The sequence below is a fragment of the Flavobacterium sp. genome (assembly GCF_031422135.1).
In the GTDB taxonomy this organism is placed as follows: domain Bacteria; phylum Bacteroidota; class Bacteroidia; order Flavobacteriales; family Flavobacteriaceae; genus Flavobacterium.
This window is the reverse complement of sequence record NZ_JANOQD010000003.1, coordinates 53481-72521: the sequence shown is the minus strand read 5'-3', so window position 1 is coordinate 72521 and position 19041 is coordinate 53481. Positions and strand designations below refer to the sequence as shown.

22 protein-coding genes are annotated in these 19041 nt (G+C 31.8%); 16 read left to right on the top strand and 6 right to left on the bottom strand.

Annotation, left to right across the window (positions count from 1 at the left end):
• The first annotated feature begins 76 nt into the window (after nt 1-76).
• The 16 genes from RMO70_RS00505 to RMO70_RS00430 all read left to right on the top strand — a co-directional run bounded on the left by RMO70_RS00505 (nt 77) and on the right by RMO70_RS00430 (nt 13242).
• The gene (locus tag RMO70_RS00505; protein ID WP_310554458.1) at nt 77-874 is read left to right on the top strand and encodes a hypothetical protein; all 798 of its coding nucleotides are present in this window, start codon (nt 77-79) and stop codon (nt 872-874) included.
• 73 nt (nt 875-947) lie between these two features.
• Complete coding sequence (gene ribH / locus RMO70_RS00500; RefSeq protein WP_310554457.1) at nt 948-1520, top strand: 6,7-dimethyl-8-ribityllumazine synthase; 573 nt, start codon at nt 948-950, stop codon at nt 1518-1520.
• Nucleotides 1521-1554: 34 nt separating this feature from the next.
• Nucleotides 1555-2175 (top strand): hypothetical protein, encoded by a 621-nt coding sequence (locus tag RMO70_RS00495; RefSeq protein WP_310554456.1) that lies wholly within the window; start codon nt 1555-1557, stop codon nt 2173-2175.
• 158 nt (nt 2176-2333) lie between these two features.
• The gene (mutL, locus tag RMO70_RS00490) at nt 2334-4175 is read left to right on the top strand and encodes a DNA mismatch repair endonuclease MutL (RefSeq protein ID WP_310554455.1); all 1842 of its coding nucleotides are present in this window, start codon (nt 2334-2336) and stop codon (nt 4173-4175) included.
• Nucleotides 4172-4990, top strand: coding sequence for a rhomboid family intramembrane serine protease (locus RMO70_RS00485; protein WP_310554454.1), 819 nt, complete (start codon nt 4172-4174; stop codon nt 4988-4990). Before mutL ends, RMO70_RS00485 begins: the two co-directional genes overlap by 4 nt.
• Before the next feature lie 51 nt (nt 4991-5041).
• On the top strand, nt 5042-5926 hold the full coding sequence (locus RMO70_RS00480) for a rhomboid family intramembrane serine protease (RefSeq protein ID WP_310554453.1): 885 nt from the start codon (nt 5042-5044) through the stop codon (nt 5924-5926).
• Between the two features lie 63 nt (nt 5927-5989).
• Nucleotides 5990-7036 carry an endonuclease/exonuclease/phosphatase family protein gene (locus RMO70_RS00475; protein WP_310554452.1) on the top strand — a complete coding sequence of 349 codons (1047 nt, stop codon included), beginning with the start codon at nt 5990-5992 and terminating at the stop codon, nt 7034-7036.
• Nucleotides 7037-7111: 75 nt separating this feature from the next.
• On the top strand, nt 7112-8128 hold the full coding sequence (locus tag RMO70_RS00470; protein WP_310554451.1) for a hypothetical protein: 1017 nt from the start codon (nt 7112-7114) through the stop codon (nt 8126-8128).
• Nucleotides 8129-8189: 61 nt separating this feature from the next.
• Nucleotides 8190-8687 carry a DUF4280 domain-containing protein gene (locus RMO70_RS00465; protein WP_310554450.1) on the top strand — a complete coding sequence of 166 codons (498 nt, stop codon included), beginning with the start codon at nt 8190-8192 and terminating at the stop codon, nt 8685-8687.
• A gap of 4 nt (nt 8688-8691) precedes the next feature.
• The gene (locus RMO70_RS00460; RefSeq protein WP_310554449.1) at nt 8692-9498 is read left to right on the top strand and encodes a hypothetical protein; all 807 of its coding nucleotides are present in this window, start codon (nt 8692-8694) and stop codon (nt 9496-9498) included.
• A gap of 12 nt (nt 9499-9510) precedes the next feature.
• Nucleotides 9511-9678, top strand: a complete 168-nt coding sequence (locus tag RMO70_RS00455; RefSeq protein WP_310554448.1) for a hypothetical protein — start codon at nt 9511-9513, stop codon at nt 9676-9678.
• 170 nt (nt 9679-9848) lie between these two features.
• The gene (locus RMO70_RS00450) at nt 9849-10568 is read left to right on the top strand and encodes a hypothetical protein (RefSeq protein ID WP_310554447.1); all 720 of its coding nucleotides are present in this window, start codon (nt 9849-9851) and stop codon (nt 10566-10568) included.
• Nucleotides 10569-10612: 44 nt separating this feature from the next.
• Nucleotides 10613-11527, top strand: coding sequence for a phospholipase effector Tle1 domain-containing protein (locus tag RMO70_RS00445; protein WP_310554446.1), 915 nt, complete (start codon nt 10613-10615; stop codon nt 11525-11527).
• On the top strand, nt 11520-11882 hold the full coding sequence (locus RMO70_RS00440) for a DUF2931 family protein (protein ID WP_310554549.1): 363 nt from the start codon (nt 11520-11522) through the stop codon (nt 11880-11882). The genes RMO70_RS00445 and RMO70_RS00440 overlap by 8 nt, the downstream gene beginning before the upstream one ends.
• Nucleotides 11883-11969: 87 nt before the next feature.
• Complete coding sequence (locus RMO70_RS00435) at nt 11970-12680, top strand: hypothetical protein (RefSeq protein ID WP_310554445.1); 711 nt, start codon at nt 11970-11972, stop codon at nt 12678-12680.
• A gap of 211 nt (nt 12681-12891) precedes the next feature.
• Entirely contained in the window at nt 12892-13242 is a 351-nt protein-coding gene (locus tag RMO70_RS00430) for a hypothetical protein (protein WP_310554444.1), read from the top strand.
• Between the two features lie 87 nt (nt 13243-13329).
• On the opposite strand, the gene RMO70_RS00425 is transcribed toward RMO70_RS00430, so the two are convergent.
• The 6 genes from RMO70_RS00425 to RMO70_RS00400 form a co-directional block, all read right to left on the bottom strand.
• Nucleotides 13330-13941, bottom strand: coding sequence for a WbqC family protein (locus tag RMO70_RS00425; protein WP_310554443.1), 612 nt, complete (start codon nt 13939-13941; stop codon nt 13330-13332).
• 92 nt (nt 13942-14033) lie between these two features.
• A complete protein-coding gene (gene lepB, locus RMO70_RS00420; RefSeq protein ID WP_310554442.1) occupies nt 14034-15725 on the bottom strand; it encodes a signal peptidase I in 1692 nt (563 codons plus the stop codon).
• A gap of 128 nt (nt 15726-15853) precedes the next feature.
• Entirely contained in the window at nt 15854-16555 is a 702-nt protein-coding gene (gene dapB / locus RMO70_RS00415; protein WP_310554441.1) for a 4-hydroxy-tetrahydrodipicolinate reductase, read from the bottom strand.
• Between the two features lie 11 nt (nt 16556-16566).
• Nucleotides 16567-17148 (bottom strand): DUF5683 domain-containing protein, encoded by a 582-nt coding sequence (locus tag RMO70_RS00410; RefSeq protein WP_310554440.1) that lies wholly within the window; start codon nt 17146-17148, stop codon nt 16567-16569.
• Nucleotides 17148-18050: a ParB/RepB/Spo0J family partition protein gene (locus RMO70_RS00405; RefSeq protein ID WP_310554439.1), complete on the bottom strand. Its 903-nt coding sequence runs from the start codon at nt 18048-18050 to the stop codon at nt 17148-17150. Before RMO70_RS00405 ends, RMO70_RS00410 begins: the two co-directional genes overlap by 1 nt.
• 8 nt (nt 18051-18058) lie before the next feature.
• On the bottom strand, nt 18059-18823 hold the full coding sequence (locus tag RMO70_RS00400; protein ID WP_310554438.1) for an AAA family ATPase: 765 nt from the start codon (nt 18821-18823) through the stop codon (nt 18059-18061).
• Between the last annotated feature and the right edge of the window lie 218 nt (nt 18824-19041).

Genomic DNA, 19041 nt, shown 5'->3' with positions numbered 1-19041 from the left:
TATTAAAAATAACCGTAAAACATCTTTTATTTATGAATAAAAATTTTATTTTTGCACCTCATTAAATTTGATAAAAATGGCAACATATAATAAAAGAGGTTATAAAGCTCCAAAACCTGAAGAAGAAAAAGTAGAAACGGATGTTAATGATATTGAGAACACAATCAATGTTGATGAAAAGGACAGTACAACTGCTAGAGCATTTAATACTTTAGATGAAACAGCTTCAAAAACGGAAGAGTTTGTTGCAAAAAATCAAAATATTATATTGTCCATTGTTGGTGGAATTGCATTGCTAACGGTAGGTTATTTGTTATACAACAAATTCGTTGCTGAACCAGCTCAAAATGAAGCAGCAAGCGATATGTTTCAAGCACAACAATATTTCAAATTAGCTGTCGAAGGTACTGGAAAAGCGAGTGACTCGTTATACAACTTGGCATTAAATGGCGGAGAAGGAAAACAAGGTTTTCTTGATATAATTGCTTCGGGTTCAAACGGTGAAGCTGGAAATCTAGCACATTATTATGCTGGAATGTCTTTTTTGAATACCAAGCAATACCAAAAAGCTATCGATCAATTGTCTGAATTCAGTTCAAAAGACGCTTTTACAAATGCTATGGCCATTGGAGCAATAGGTGATGCAAAATCAGAATTAAAAAAACCAGCGGAAGCTTTGGAATTTTATATTAAAGCTGCCGAAAGTGATAAAAATGAAATGACAACGCCACGTTTTTTATTGAAAGCTGGTCAAACCGCTATGTCATTAGGTAAAAAAGAAGATGCACTAAAGTATTTTACAGATATCAAGGACAATTTTGACGCTACACCAGAAGCTCAAAACATTGATGCTTTGATAGGAATGGCTCAGTAATAATTTAGGATTTAACAATTTGGATTAAGGATTTAAAAGTCTTAAATTCGTAATTCCTAATTCCTAATTCATTATGGCTACAGCAAATAAAAATTTATCCAATTACGATAAAAACACAATCCCAAACGCGAAAGATTTTCGGTTTGGGATTGTTGTTTCTGAATGGAACGATCACATCACTGAAGGTTTATATGCGGGAGCAGTTACCGCGCTTTCAGATTGTGGTGCATTACACAAAAACATCATTCGTTGGAATGTGCCAGGAAGCTTTGAGCTTGTTTATGGTGCCAAGAAAATGATTGAAACCCAAAAACCCGATGTAGTAATTACCATTGGAAGCGTTATAAAAGGCGAAACACAACATTTTGATTTTGTTTGCGATGGCGTAACACAGGGCATCAAAGATTTGAATGTTTTGTCTGATGTTCCTGTAATTTTTTGTGTTTTAACGGACAACACAGAACAACAATCCATTGATAGAAGTGGTGGAATTCACGGAAACAAAGGTACGGAAGCTGCAATTGCAGCTATAAAAATGGCTTTTTTAAGAAGACAAGCAAATTCTGGATACCAGTTTGGGAATCAAAATTTGTTGACGGAACACCAATTGCGAATAGAAGAAGGAACAAAAAGATTAGAAGAATAGAAATTTAATATAAATAAATACTTAATTACTTAGAATGAAAAAAATTACACTTATTTTACTTGCTTCAGGATTAATACTATTCAATAGTTGTGCTTCTGGGTATAAAAAAATAAACCCACAATCTTTAAATTATCTTTCAAAAAACATTACAAACGACATTGTTTTAGAATATAAATATGATTTACTAAATAAAAAATATAAAAAGAAAGAAACTGCAAACGATATTAAAGTCGTATCTATAAAAATCACAAATAATTCTAATAATGATGTGGTTTTTGGTAAAGATGTAAGGTTAGCCTTCGAAAATGGAAATGAAGCCTTGATTATGGAAAATGAAAGAGTATTCAAAACCATAAAACAAAGTCCAGCATCTTACTTATGGTACTTATTATTGTCACCATTACAGTTGTATAAAACGCAGTCATCAGGGCCATATGGTCAACCAGTTGCTCAAGAATCTTTCCCAATAGGATTGATTGTTGGGCCAGGAATAGCATTTGGAAATATGATAGGAGCTGCTTCTGCAAATGCAAATTTTAAAAATGAGTTGTTTGAAAATAATTTAATTGGTAAAACAATTAAAAAAGGCGAAATTGCATATGGTATAATTGGTATTCAATCGACGGGCTACGAAGCTTTAAAATTGAAACAATAAGTTCTTACTTATTTTAAAAAATCTTAAAACCTGTATCCTAAAAAAATACAGGTTTTTTTTCTTTTAAGAAACCTTTGGCAGCAAAAACCAAAACCTTTTCCTTAAATTTGCCTTTATGAGATATTCATAACTCATAATTTGTAATTCATAATTTTTCAATGTCAAGCATAATTCAATTACTTCCCGATCACGTTGCCAATCAGATTGCTGCTGGCGAAGTGGTGCAACGTCCAGCCTCAGTAGTCAAAGAACTGCTGGAAAATGCTATTGACGCTGGTGCTACTGATGTTAAACTAATTTGTAAAGAAGCTGGAAAAGTGTTGGTGCAAGTGATTGATAATGGCAAAGGGATGTCGGTTACTGATGCGCGATTGTGTTTTGAACGTCATGCTACGTCAAAAATTCGTCAGGCGGAAGATTTATTTGATTTGCACACCAAAGGGTTTCGAGGCGAAGCATTGGCATCTATCGCTGCGATTGCTCACGTGGAAATGAAAACCAAACAAGATCAGGAAGAATTAGGTACGCATATCGTGATTGAAGGTAGTAAATTTGTCTCACAGGATGTGGCGGTTTTGCCTAAAGGAACTTCATTTTTGGTCAAAAATTTATTTTATAATATTCCTGCACGACGCAATTTTCTAAAATCTGATATTGTGGAATTGCGCCATATTATCGATGAGTTTCAACGGGTTGCTTTGGCACACCACAACATCCATTTTACATTGTTTCACAACGGAAGTGAATTGTTTAATTTACCACAATCCAATGCAAGACAACGAATTGTGAATGTTTTTGCAGGTAAAACGAATGAAAAGTTGGTGCCTATACAAGAAAATACAGATATTTTAAGCATACAAGGTTTTATAGGAAAGCCAGAATTTGCTAAAAAAAATAGAGGAGAACAATTCTTTTTTGTTAATGATAGATTTATAAAAAGTGGCTATTTGCATCACGCCATTATTTCGGCATACGACGGTTTGCTTCGTGATGGAGCACAACCAAGTTATTTTTTGTACTTGACTGTCCCACCACATACTATCGATATTAATATTCATCCCACTAAAACCGAAATTAAGTTTGACGACGAACACGCTTTGTACGCTATACTTCGGTCAGCTGCAAAACACAGTTTAGGACAGTTTAATGTAGCTCCAGTTTTAGATTTTGAGCGTGATTTTAATTTGGATACACCTTATAATTATCAAAATAAAGAAGCCGAAACTCCATTAATTCAAGTGGATCGTAATTTTAATCCTTTTCAGGAAGAAAAAAAACAGACCCATTCTGGTTTTAAACCAAAGGCTATCAATCAACCGCACTGGGAAAGTTTGTATGTGGGTTTAAATAATGATTCTATAGATGTTAAAGAAATGCATTTTGAATCGGAAGCGGTTACAAGTTCGCTTTTTTCTGAAAATGAAATTGATAAAGCACCTACTACAACCTACCAAATCCATAAAAAATACATTGTTAATCCTATAAAATCCGGAATGTTAATCATTGACCAACAAAGAGCGCACCAACGCATCTTGTATGAGAAATTTTTAAAAAATTTAACCTTAAAACAAGCCGATAGTCAGCAATTATTATTCCCTTTGACGTTGTATTTCTCTGGGAATGATATGGCTTTGATACACGAAATTAAGCCTTCGTTAGAAAACACAGGTTTTATTTTTGAAGAAATGAATACCGATTCGGTAGTCATTTCCGGATTGCCAGTAACGGTTTCAGAAAGTGAAGTTTCAATGGTTTTGGAGCAATTGGTTTCTGATATGCAACAAGAAATTCCAGACAGCAGTTTCAGCCAAATGGATATGATGGCCAAATCGATGGCGAAAAGTTTGGCTGTAAAAACAGGAACTTATTTGACAGAAGCTTCGCAAGAGAGCATTGTAAACAAATTATTTGCTTGCAAAGAAGCTACTGTTTCCCCGTTTAATAAAACCACTTTTATCACGTTAAGTGTAGAAGATTTGGATAAAAAATTTAGTTTATGAGAGAGATAACGGATACTGTAAAACAATTAATAATCATTAATATTATTTTTTTTATTGGTACTGAGCTAATTGGGACTCAAGCCAAAGAATTGCTGTCATTGTATTATTTTGAAAGTTCAAAATTTCGATTCTGGCAACCTATAACGCATATATTTATGCACGGTGGCATAATGCACATTGCATTCAATATGTTTGCATTGTATTCGTTCGGGAGTATGTTAGAGTCGTTTTGGGGTGGAAAAAAGTTTTTGTTTTTTTACATCTCATGCGGATTAGGAGCTGCGGCGTTGCATACAGGTATTAGTTATTTTGAAATGCAGGATATGTTAAAAGGAGTTTCAGATTTGAATCTTTCCAAAGAAACTATGAATCAAATTTTAAGTTTAACGGTTTCTGATGATTTTAGTTATAGACCTGATTTGTTTGTAAAAGAATTAGAACCTTTAATGAATAGTTTAGGTAAAACTCAATTAATAAATGATGCTAATTTTGAAATTCTTTTTGAAACGGCAAAACACAGTCAAATCCCAATGGTTGGTGCTTCTGGTGCTATTTATGGGTTGTTAGTTGCTTTTGCTTTTATGTTTCCAAATGCGGGTTTGATGTTGCTATTTGTTCCATTTCCAATAAAAGCGAAGTATTTTGTGCCAGGATTATTGGTAGTGGATTTATTTTTAGGCTTAAAAGGAAATTCTATTTTTGGAGGTGGTGGAACAGGAATTGCTCATTTTGCTCATATCGGTGGTGCTTTAATCGGTTTTATAATGATGTGGTTTTGGAAAAAAAACTCATTTAATGACAGGCGTTGGAATTAATTTTCAATGTCAAATGCAATATCAAAAATCAATTTCAAATACTAATTATTAATGAATATTATTAACGATTTAAAACTACAATATAGAATAGGAGGGATGACCACCAAATTGATTTTTTGGAACATAATCCTATTTGTAATTCCTGCATTGGTTTTTGGAATGCTAAAATTATTTAAAATAGACATTGATTACCATAATTATATCGCTTTATCTAATAATTATGCGACATTGTTAGTTAAGCCGTGGACATTAATTTCCTATTCTTTTTTTCATATCGGTTTTTTTCACTTGTTGTTTAATGTGTTGGTTTTAAATTTTGTAGGCAAACTATTTACTACTTTTTTTACACAAAAACAATTGTTGAGTTTGTACCTTTTAGGCGGCATTTTAGGCGGAATACTATACATTATTAGTTATACGTTTTTACCCTTATTAGCAAATGAAAATGCATTATTGATAGGAGCATCAGGATCTATAATGGCGATTTTAGTTGCTACAGCAACCTATCAGCCTGAAATGGAAGTTCGCTTACTTTTTTTAGGAAGTATAAAACTAGTGTATCTGGCTATTGGTTTGTTTTTGCTAGATTTGATTAACTTATCTATAGAAAATACGGGTGGTCATTTGGCACACATCGGCGGAGCGTTGTTTGGATTTGTTTATATCAAGTCGATTCAAAATGGTACCGATTTAGGGAGTGGTTTAACTTCATTTTTAGATTGGTGTGTTACACTATTTTCACCAAGAAAAGCAAAACCATTCAAAAAAGTACATCGCAATCCGAAAACCTCAATTTCTAGTAAGCCTCAAAGTAAAATAGTTGTAAAGGATAAGGCTCAACAGCAAATAGATGAGATACTTGATAAAATTAGTAAATCAGGTTACGATAGTTTGACAACTGCCGAAAAAGAGTTCTTGTTTCAAGCTGGAAAGTAAGAAACGATTTAAAATTTTCATAAAAAAATTGTTTCTTTGCCAGTAAAATCTGTAATTAGTAGAATGAAAAAACTTTCGTGGTTTAATAAATTTGGTTTTTTTTGTAATGTAGTACTCACGGTACTTACATTTCTTGCCTATGCATTACCATTTTTAGCACCCAATTGGTTTCCATTCCTATCCGTTTTGACCTTAATTTTGCCTTTGTTTTTGATACTCAATGGGTTGTTTTTTGTCTATTGGTTTTTGCAATTCAAACGCCAAATGGTTTTGTCAGGGCTGGTGCTTATTTTAGGGATTACTTTTATCAATAAATTTTATAAGTTTTCATCAAAAGATTTACCTGTAACTGACAAAGATTTTGTAGTTATGAGTTACAATGTGAGGTTGTTAAATCTTTTTAATTGGATTCCAAGAGACAATGTAGCTCAAGAGATTCTAGCTTTTGTAAATGAGCAAAACCCAGATGTTTTATGTGTGCAAGAATACTCAACTTCTGCAAAAATAGATTTAAAGATTTATCCCTACAGGGCTATATTTATGAAAGGAAGTCAAATTAAAACGGGACAAGCTATTTTTTCTAAATTTCCAATTGTAAACGAAGGCGAAATTGTTTTTCCTGATTCTGACAACAGTGCTATTTTTGCCGATGTTAAAATTGGAAAAGATATAGTTCGGTTTTATAACCTGCATTTACAATCGATTAAAATATCGCCAGATGTTCAAGAAATTAATAATAATGTAGATCAAATCAATCAACAAAAATCAGAAATATTATTCAAGCGTATAAGTGAAGCTTTCAAACAGCAACAACAGCAAGCAGAAATAATAAGCAATCATAAAAAAACGGGTAAATATCCCTTAGTAATTTGCGGCGATATGAACAATAGTGCCTTTTCGTATGTTTATCGAATTGTGAAAGGTACAATGCAAGATAGTTTTGAGGAAGCTGGATCTGGTTTTGGACAAACCTATAATTTTAAATACTATCCCGCTCGAATCGACTATATTTTTGCCGACAGTAAAATGAATGTAAAGAGTTTTAAAAACTTTCCTGAATTTCTAAATTCAGACCATTTGCCTATTATGACTAGGTTGACTATTGAGTAAATTGGTGTCAGTCAAAATAGTATTTTTATAATTTCAATGCCTTTACTGTCAATTTTTAAATAAAATATTTTATCAATGAGCATAAACTATAAGCCTGAAAAAGAATTCAATATCTACAAATTGAAAGAAAAAGATACTTTAAAAAGTATTGCTTTATTTTTAAACAAATCGGAATGGGAAGTAGCTGGATTTCATAATTGTTATGCCAAAGGGAATGAAATTATAGGCTATGAATTTCCAAAGGAGTTAAAAAATTTATACCTCAATCCAAATATAAGTGAAAAGCATCTTGAAGGTGTTCCAAAAGCGAAGTTTGAATCGGGATATCTAAACATTAAACCATTTGAAAAGATAAACTACAAAGTAAAATTCATCTCGACTATTGAAGATGAAATTAATACTATTGAATACGATGTTTGTATTAAACATAAAGAAAGCAAACAGGAATATCATTTATTTGAAATAGACCGAATATCCAAAGTTTACGTTAACAATCAACTTGCTGACACTAAAATAGAGGAACTCGCTCAAAAAGTGTCAGAAGTATTATTTCCAATAGTTGTTTTTGTAAATCCAAACGGAAAATGGGAAGAGATTTATAATCACCAAGACATCAGTAAACGTTGGGTAAACAATAAATCGAAAATTCTCTCGGAGTTTCAAGGAGATGAATTTGAAAATTATTGCATCGCATTTGAGCAAAGTATAACAACCAAAGCCAGTTTAACAGAAAGTTTACAAAATGATTGGTTTCTAAATGCTTATTTTGGTGAGATTTATGCTAATTCTTATCAAAATTTAGTTACTGAATTTACCCTTAATTTTCCTTTGCAAACGGATAGTAATGCTATTCAATATAAAGTTTTACAAACTATTGACGAGTATCTGGATTCCGAGGATAATATTAGCATTGAACGAAAAGGCATAGTGGTTTATGACAATTTTGACAATACAGCAGGTAATTTTTACTCAAATTATGCATTAAACACAAAAGATAATTCCATAAAGATGATACGATTGGAATGCAATATTGAAGGGAATAGCACTGAAAAACTTCAAATAGCAATCGTTACGTTAACCGACAAAAAGTAAATGTAATAGGGAGAGAACAAGTAAGTTTTTTATCTTTACTTTGCTCAGAAAATAAATAAATATGGCTGATAAACACTTCGTAGTACAAGGTGCTAAACTAAAATGTATGTTTAGTGTTGAACCTAAGACCGATATTCTTAAAGTAAAAACACAATCCAAGCATTATATAAATGATGTTGATGGCGAAGAAAAGCCAACTGCAACCAATAAGGACATTGGACAAACACTAGAAAAAAACACTTTTGGTAAATGTAAAAAACAACCCAATGGTAGTGGTGATTTTTTGCCTTGTCAATGTGTGATACAAAAATGGAGTGGTTTTTATAAAAAGGTAACTTTTGAAGAAAATAAGGGTAATCCACTACTTGAAGATAGCAAAGCTACTTGCCCTATGGGTGCGCCTGATTGCATCACTATTGATAATCACGGACAACAAGCCGAAGCTTCAAAACAAAATACTATGAAGGCAAATGATTCAGTTATGAAAGCCATAAACCCAACTGTTAATATGGCTGAGGTAAAAAATAAGTCAATCAATAATCCGAACGTAACAAAATAAAACTATGAGTAAAATTAAAAAAGTACTTATAGTGCTATTTTTTTTATGTTTAATATTTTTTTTAAAATATTTTTTTAATGATTATAAAATAAAATCTACAAATTTTATTACTCAAATTAAGAGTAATTCAAAATATACTATTCAAAGAATTACCAATAAAGGATTATGTAACCATAACTGTTATGAATATTCCACACCCGAAGAAATAAAAGAATATTTTAAAATTATAAATCCTAAAAAAAGCATTAATGGGAGTATTTATTTAGATACTTTAAAAAATACTATTTGGACACAAACAAGTGAATATATAGAACCTAAAGACGACGGTCTTATATATTATATTCATACTGAATGGATCAATTTTAATTTAACTGGGAAAATTTTAAATACAGTTGAAAATGGTAATTTTAAAAAAGCTCCTGGTGTAATCCTTGAAAATGAAATAACAAATTTCTATAATTGGGATAACAAAAGCTCAAATTTTTATGTGAATGATTTTATACGACAATCATTCAATTGGAATTGTTTAAATCCTTTTAGTGGTTATGGAAATCCCAATAGCGATGGTAATTCAGACATATGGGAAGGTTATGTTTTTTTTAATTTAAAAATAAATAAAAAAAATTTAATTCAATTTAAATCGATTGCAAACAGTACTACCTATGGCTATAGTTTTAATATGGAATTTTATCACCTCCCAAAAACAAAAAAATTGAATGAAGAAATAATTTTAATTTATTTTGACCCAATATCAGATAGTTACGAAGATATAAGTAGTAAAGGATTATATTTAATCAAGTCAAAATCATAACAAAATAAAATTATGAGTAAAATTATTGGTTCTACAAAACCACAATTAGGAAAACACACTTATACTTTATCGGGAGCAATACCAAAAGAGCAACATTGGCGATTACTCATAAATGATATTCTAGCAGTCGATTTAGGCACTGACGGTGGCGTAACTTTTAATCAAGGTAGTCTAGTGTAACTTATGTTATAGAAGTTTCTTATATTGATAGTAATAAGGTTAAACATAAAGAAAGTCTTACAGTATCCCCAGTTTCAGGAAAACCTGCTATACAAACACTAAGATGGCTTGACGAATATTATGAAGAAATAAAGAATGGTACACGACTTGGCTACCAAGACAATGCCCGATTGCAAATACATACCATTAATATTCCTGTTGGAGAAAAAATAGATATAACTGTTTTTGAGGGCGAATGGCTTACGAAAAAACATAGCGATGATTCTCGAAATATGGGAACCTATAAAGCAACAGTAGATAAATACGGTCGTGCCGAATTGCATTTCACAAACATGAAATTGTACATGAAAATCTTAAATAATAAAGATTATATAAATGATTTAGAGCATTATTATTATGTACAAGTAAAATACAAAAACACCATTAACACCATTGAAGATGGAATACAACTTATAGTATTTAATAGTTTAGCAAAACATATACAACCACCCACAGCCAAAAGCAAGGTATATGTTTCTGAACCTGAAAAGCAACCCAAGCCTACAAACAAAAAAGGAGTAAAAGTAAAAGTGAATATCTTTTTTGATGGAACGCTAAATAATGCTACAAACACAAAAGCTAGAGAAGACCATACTAAAGAAAAAGCACTAAAAATTGACGATAAAAACTTTAGCAAAAGTGCCAAAGCATATAAAGATAACGATGGAGATGAAAGTAGTTATGACAACTACTACTCCAATGTGGCAATACTATATGATATTAACAAGGTTATCCCAAAACAAAGAGAAATTAAAATTTATATTGAAGGAGAAGGCACAACTGATGGAGGAGAAGATGATATGCAAGGTTATGCATTTGGGAGTGGCTATCAATCAGAGGGATTCCTGTAAAAGTAAAAAAGGGTTTTGCTAAAATAAAAGAAGGAATTGACCAATTGATAAAAGATAAGAACCTCAAAGAAAATGAATATGTTAACGAAATGGAGTTAACGGTTTTTGGTTTTAGTCGAGGTGCGGCAGCAGCCCGAAATTTTATTTCGCAACGATTCAAATTACAAGATATGTACGATATAGAATCTAACAAACTCAATTTTAGTTTCGTGGGGCTTTTTGATACTGTTTCTTCCTATTCCGAAAATTTTTCAGTATCTCCTAATTTTGATGATGATGTAGAAGGCAAAAAAGGATTGAATTTAAAAATGTATGGCAATGTTCAAAAAGTAGTACATCTTACTGCGGGCGATGAATATCGTGCATTTTTCTCGCTCACCAACATTAAAAGTTCTATTGAGGCTGGAGTAGGTTTTGAACTAGAATTGCCAGGAGTGCATAGTGATATAGGTGGCGGTTATGCAGAAATTGAAATTGAAAAGAGACAATTACACTTTGAGCTCGGTTATTATAATATCAAAGAAAATCTTATAGCACAAGGTTGGTATGACCCAAATCAAATAACAACAGTAGAAAAAGAGGTAACGTTAGAACACGGTATAAAAGTTATTGAAACAGAACATTATGCAAAACGAACGATACCTCTTCATTATCAGTTTATTCCTCTTGCTATTATGGTACAACTTTCTGAAAAACATGGGTTACAGTTTGATAAAAGAGATCTGGAAAAAGGAGTAAAGAAAGATTTATATGCAGTGCCTGATGATTTAAAGTTAGTAAAACAACAAATGATGAATTTTGCCAATACAAACGATGGTGCACACAGTAAAGCTATAAAAGTTAGTGATGCCTTTAAACCCATTCGCAAAAAATATTTACACCGTTCTGCTTCTACTGCTACTGGAAAAAACGGTAGGTACAAAGACGGCAAACCCTATCGTAAACCCATTGATGGATAAAATGAAAAATATGAAAAATATGAAAAAAATAGTAGCACTAGTATTATTGACCCTAATAGCCAGTTGCAAACCAAACAAAGAAGACATAATACAATCAGAAAAATTTGAATACCTAGCAGAAACAGGAGCAGATGAGAGTGCACCTATGGAAATAGTTGATGCCCGTTTTATTTGTTCTGACCAAAGTACCGTTTTTATACCAGCGGGGCAATTCTTAGAAAACTCATGGGGAAGTAGTGGTAGTGGTATTATGGCAGTGGGAGAAGATAGGAAGAGAGTACCTGAAAAAATGGAACTCACTTGGTTTTCTTATGCCGAAGATAAATTTTATCAAGGTAGTTTTGACTTGCCTTAACAAAAAATATATGACATTTTTAAAAAAGATTATGGTAAATCTAAACAATTTGATGGTACAGAATATGATAATAAATATAATAGACTCATGCTAAGTATAGCCCCACAGGGCATGATAACCCTTTGGATTGGAGGACTAGGAAACAAAGAAATAGGCACTTATTACGCTAAAGAAACACTTGATGTGGAGTGGAGTAGTTTTAGCAAAAACTTAAACAGGTATCAAGTTATAAAAAATACTCAAAAAGATATGCTTCCTTTTGTGCAAGATGCCATTGCCAAAGGCGAAATAAAAAACACTTATTTCAAAAACCGTTTGCAACGCTACCAATATACCATAGACACAAATAGACCCGATTTTAAAATTTATGATTACAGTATTGGGTTTATTAACAACGAGGTTATTAGTAAAGAAAACTCAGGGATGGATTTTTTAAAAGATACAATTGAAGGAAAAGGAATCCCTTATAATGTAACCCTTTTTATAAAAGATAAATTCTTGAGAACGATTGAAGTACGAATAGATGTTGATTTGCCTGATAGTAAAATTGATTATTATGATTTAGAACCGCTGGCTTTTATAAATTTTAATAATCAGCTAATGGAACGATTTAAAATTTTTTTCGAGAAAAACAAAGACGTACAATTGTACATTAAGTTTGATGACAAAATTGTAAAAAGTAATATAGACAAGCCTGTTTATTGTGGTAAAGTGTTTCTAAAATCGGCTACAAATGAATTTGAAATTCCCAACTCAAGAGTTGAGGTATATGATGCTTATGATGAAAATGGGAGGTAAAAACCTAAATATTTAAAAATAAATCAAATGAAAAAAAACACATTGTTTGTTATTGTATCAATTTTATTAATAGTATTTGCTAAAATTTGCTCTGTATTTAATTATATGTTTTTGAATTATGATTTTGGCTATTTTTTTTATATAATTGAAATAATAGGGTTTGCAGGATTACTGCCTTTTTTTATAAACTTGTATAAAAAACAATAAATTTATGAATGAGGAATTAAAAAAGCTATTTGAAATTAAAGAAATTGATTCAAAAGATAAAATCTATAAGATTGACTATCCAAAACATTGGTTAATACGATTAGGAATTCCTGTAGTTATTTTCTTTTTAATATGGCAAGCTAGTGTTGGAGCTAATTTAGACATACTCTTTTTGAAATTGAGTGCTTCCAGTATAGTGCTTTTTGTAACTAGCTTATTATTAATCATTGAAACTATTTCACTACGTCAAACTAAAGTAACTGAGTTAAGAAATATTAATTATTTCCTTTTAACAATATATATTTTTGGATTTATAATTTTTACATTTTTTAGCATTGCATTAGCTAATTTTTAAATGAATGTAAAGAGTTTTAAAAACTTTCCTGAATTTCTAAATTCAGACCATTTGCCTATTATGACTAGGCTGACGATTGAGTAAATTTTATTTCAATTCTTGCTTTTTCAAGTAATCCATCGCATATCTTCCTTCGTTAAACAACAAATCCAGAATACTAAGATTATTCAAAAAGCCTTCTTTAGCATTAAATACCTGAGTGTATAATTCAAATTCATTAGTGTCCTTTTTACCATTAGCTAAAACACGATAGTCTTCAAATTGTGGCACTTCGTGAAAATATTCTATGGTTTTTTGAGGAGTTAAATCAAGCTTTAAACATTTAGAAACTAAATCGATAGTTTCTAAATTCAAGTCCATCAAGAAAGTATGTTTTTTAGTAAAAATAGGCATCAAAGTATCTTCAAAATACTCAAAAAAGGGTGAAGTTCTATAGGCAGATTCTAAGGATTTAAAATGTTGTTTTTGCCAGTCGAAAGCCGTTTCCAGCTTGACATCTTTAGTCATTTGCTTGCTATTGCAACTTTTTACAGGAACATTTAACAACTGAATACCGTTTGGGCTATACACATACATCCTGTTTCGGTTGGTTTGTTTCTGGAAATTGTCTTCCATTTCAAAGGTAATGGTTTCTGCTTTTGATATGGCTACAAAATGACTTATGGATGGAAAATAGGTTGGGTGTATGAGAATGTTCATTTGTTTAAATGTTTTAAATATTTAATCGGTTGTTTGTTTAATCGGAATATTTTTTTCGATTAAGCAATTAAACAAATAACCAAATCCACAATTTACCCTTTTCTTCTTTTTCTATAAAAATCAAATCCAAACCAACCTACTAATAGTATCAAGAAGTATTTGAAGTACGATACTGGTTCTCCATCGCCACCAACGGTTGAAAATAATCTTTCCCAACGAATTTTATCAATCGCTTTAGACCAAGGAATGTTTTGATTCAAACTCCACCAAATAAATACGGGTTTTCCCACCACATGATCAAAAGGGACAAATCCCCAGTAGCGACTGTCTTCTGAGTTGTGACGGTTGTCTCCCATCATCCAGTAATAATCTTGTTTGAAAGTATAGTTTAGTGTTGGTTTGTCGTTTATCAAAATTTGTCCGCCTTTTTCTTCCAGTTTATTGCCTTCGTAAATGGTAATTAGTCTTTTGTAAAATGGTAAGTTTTCTTTGTTTAACGCAATAAGTTTTCCAGCTTTAGGAATATAAATTGGACCTAAATTATCTTGACTCCATTCTTGATTGTGAGGAAATATTTTTTTCTCATTTTTATGAATGAACCTCGAAACGCTTAAAACTCTTTCATCTTTACTCAAATTAGTTAGTTTTTCTTGGGTTAGATTTACATAAAATTTATTTGGAACAAATTCTAATCCTAGTTTTTCAGCCATTTCATCATTAGCACCTCCATAAACATAAACATACTCTGAATTGTCTCTTTCAAATTCAAACAACTGTACTTTTTTTGGATTGTCTTTTAGAAAATCTTTCAATACAGGATTGTCCCATAATTCTTTTTTGATTTTTGAGACATTATTTATTTCATCAATTCCAAATTCATTAAAAAACGCCATTGTAGGTTGTTCTTTAAGTGTTAATTTATGTTGATATTGCAATAAAGTTCTTTGGTTATAGCTTGATTTTTTATTATTAATATAAACATCACCATTTTTGATAGATAAATTATCGCCAGCAATTCCCACACAACGTTTTACATAATTAGAACGTTTGTCTTTTGGTTTGTCAATATGTCTTCCTGATCTATCAAAAAATTGATAGACCGTGTCCACAGGCCAATTGAATACAACAATATCATTGCGTTTAATTTCTTGTAATCCAGGAAATCTAAAGGAGGGCAATTGTGGAACACTTAAATAAGATTTCATTTTGGTTAATGGAATACTGTCGTGGACCATTGGCAATGCCACAGCCGTTCTAGGCGTTTTTGCACCATAATGAAATTTGCTCACAAACAAGAAATCCCCTATTAGTAGCGATTTTTCTAACGATGAAGTTGGAATATTAAAAGGTTGAATCACATACGTATGTACCAAAGTGGCCACCACAATGGCATACAATAAGGAACTGATAGTATCGCCAGCTTTGGTTGTAGCGACCAAACTTCTATCTCGTTTGTACTCCACATTTTCAAAATAATTAATATAATAAATATAAAATCCAAGTGTTACAACCCCTAGAATGGTATCTTTTGTTGTGTTTTTACCAAAACTTCTCAAAGTTTCTACCCAAACCACAATAAACATAATTAGATTTACTACTGGAACGAACAATAATGCTGTCCACCACGTTGGACGGTTTATTATTTTCATTAAAACGATAGCGTTATAAACAGGAATTCCTGCTTCCCAAGATTTCCTACCTGCTTTTTGGTATAGTTTCCAAGTTCCTAAATAGTGAACAATTTGTATAGCTAAGAAAAATATAAACCACTGTAATATTGACATAAATAAATTAATTAGTGAATTAGATAATTTGAAAATTAGATAATTCGTTATTTTTAAATCTTTTAATTGTCAAAAGTAAATTATTTAATAAGGTTAATTATTATTTAATTTTCTAATTGACACATTTTCTAATTTAATGAAAGAACATCTTTCATTGTGAAAACTCCTTTTTTATTTTGAAGCCATTCGGCTGCAATTACTGCACCAAGAGCAAAACCTTCTCGGTTGTGTGCGGTATGCTTAATCTCAATCTGATCCACTTCGGAATCATAAAAAATGCTATGCGTTCCAGGAACATTATTGATGCGTTTGGCATCAATTCTGATTTCATTTGGTTCAGGATTCTCTAATGTCCAATTTATGTAATTTGAATTTTCGATTATTCCTTTTGCTAATGAAATGGCTGTTCCACTTGGTGAATCTAGTTTTTGCGTGTGATGAATTTCTTCCATCGAAACTTTATATTGATCTATTTTTGACATCATTTTTGCCAAATAGGCATTCAATTCAAAGAAAATATTTACACCCAAACTAAAATTAGAACCATATATAAAACTTCCATTTTTAGATTTGCAAAGCGATACCATTTCGTCATACTGATCTAACCAACCCGTTGTGCCACATACTACTGGGATATTAGTATCAAAACATGCTGTAATGTTACAAACCGCACTTTCAGGAATGCTAAAATCGATGGCGACATCGGCATTTGTTAATCCATCATAAGAGGAAGTGCTTGATTTTCGCAATACAATTTCGTGACCTCGTTCTAGAGCAATTCGTTCAATCACTTTCCCCATTTTCCCGTAGCCTAAGAGTGCAATTTTCATAGAAATAGAATTTAAAAACGGTAGTTTAGTGTAAGAGCAAAATTCCGGTTATAGTCTAAATTATTTTGATAAACCTCTGGCTTGACAGTAAGTTTTTCATTGACATTAAACTGTTTCAGGTGACCATCAACATTCGCGTCAATTATATTTAAAACATATAATAATGAGGTAACTAAAAGTGATAAATCTCTTTGTTTTTGAAACTGTTTTTGAGCAGCTATTAATTTTTCTGGAGAAAGAAATACACCATTACCAATATTGTTAAATCGATCTGGACTTTTTACTCCAAATAAAAGCCTTTGTTTGTAAGCGTCTCGGTATTCGTTGTATTTATTTTTATTCCAAGAATAAGAATATACACCAGCACCTATGGCACCAAATACAAGCGGTATTTTCCAATACTTTTTATTATAAGCCTGTCCTAATCCTGGTAATAAAGCGGAATAAAACGCTGCTTTTGCAGGGGCAAGTGGATTTATTTTGACTTCAACAGTGTCAATGGCTACAAGAATATCTTTGGGTTTTTGTTGGCAAAATCCAGAGACGCTTGTCATCAAAAAGCAGAAAGATACTATGTGAAATAGTTTATTCACTATCCTTTTATCAAGTTGATAATTCTATTAAAATCAGCTTCAGAATTGAATGGAATAGTTATTTTTCCTTTTCCATTCCCTGCAACTTTTACATCCACAAGAGAACCGAAATAGTCGTTAAACGTTTTTTTATCAGTACCTTTAACTTCAAATGAAGCAGCAGTTTTTACTACACTTCCCGTCTTTTGTTTCACGCCTTCTTGATAGTTTTTTACCAAGGCTTCCGTGTCACGAACCGATAAGTTTTCACTTACTATTTTCTGATAAATGTCAGTTTGAATGTCGTGATTCTCCACATTTATAATCGCACGTCCGTGTCCCATTGATATAAAACCATCACGAATTCCAGTTTGAATAATCGGATCTAATTTTAGCAAACGCAAATAATTAGCAACTGTCGAACGTTTCTTTCCAACACGATCACTCATTTGTTCTTGAGTAAGTTGAATTTCGTCAATCAATCTCTGGTAAGACAACGCAATTTCGATAGGGTCTAAATCGTGACGTTGAATGTTTTCGACCAAAGCCATTGTCAATGATTCATTATCATCAGCCAAACGAATATAAGAAGGAATGGTTTTTAAACCTAAAATTTTTGAAGCTCGCAAACGGCGTTCTCCAGAAATTAATTGGTATTTGTTAAACTCTGTTTTACGAACCGTAATGGGTTGAATAACACCCAATTCTCTAATAGAAGTCGCCAATTCTTGCAATGATTCCTCATTGAAATTGGTTCTTGGTTGAAACGGATTAATTTCTATAACTTCAATATCCAATTCAACAATACTTCCAATTAATTTATCAGCATTTTTATCTTTTACAGATACAATATCATTTTCAGGATCTTTCAATAATGCTGAAAGTCCACGTCCCATTGCTTGTTTTTTTATCGCTTGTGCCATAAATATTTTTAACTATTTTTCTTTATAATTTCGTGAGCCAAACTCAAATAATTTGTAGCTCCTTTGCTTGTAGCGTCATAGTTTATAATGCTTTCGCCATAACTAGGAGCTTCACTCAATTTTGTATTTCGTTGAATAATGGTTTCAAAAACCATATTGTTAAAATGCTTTTGCACTTCTTCCACTACTTGATTTGACAATCGAAGGCGCGAATCAAACATAGTTAACAACAAACCTTCAATATCTAATTCAGGATTGTGAATTTTTTGCACACTTTTTATCGTGTTCAATAATTTGCCCAAACCTTCCAAGGCAAAATATTCACATTGAATAGGAATCACCACTGAATCGGCAGCAGTCAAAGCATTCAAAGTTAATAATCCTAATGATGGTGCACAATCTATAATAATATAATCGTATTTATCCTTGACAGATTCTAATGCTTTTTTAAACATATACTCTCTGTTTTCCTTGTCAACCAGCTCAATTTCGATTGCTACAAGGTCAATATGCGCAGGAATTACGTCTACATTTGGTGCCGAACTTTTTACAATCGCTTCCTCGGGTGTGTTGCTGTGTTCTAAAATTTGGTACGTACCAATTTCTACTGCATCCACATCAATACCCAATCCAGAGCTTGCATTAGCCTGAGGGTCAGCGTCAATCAGTAACACTTTTTTCTCTAAAACACCTAGAGCGGCTGCTAAATTTATCGAAGTAGTTGTTTTTCCTACACCGCCTTTTTGATTGGCAATTGCAATGATTTTACCCATTTTGTTTTTAAAATTTTGAGCCGTAAAAATACAATTATTTATGACTTTTTCAAGTCTTATTTGTTAACAAAATGGGAAAGTTTACAATCATTAACTTTTAGAAGCTATTCCTGCTGTTCGTTGCAACCTTTTTGGCGGTAACTTTTTTTTGTAAGCCCCAAAAAGAGCTTCCTTTGGTCGCTTTTTTAGCTCAACAAAAAATAAGTTCCCTCTGCAAA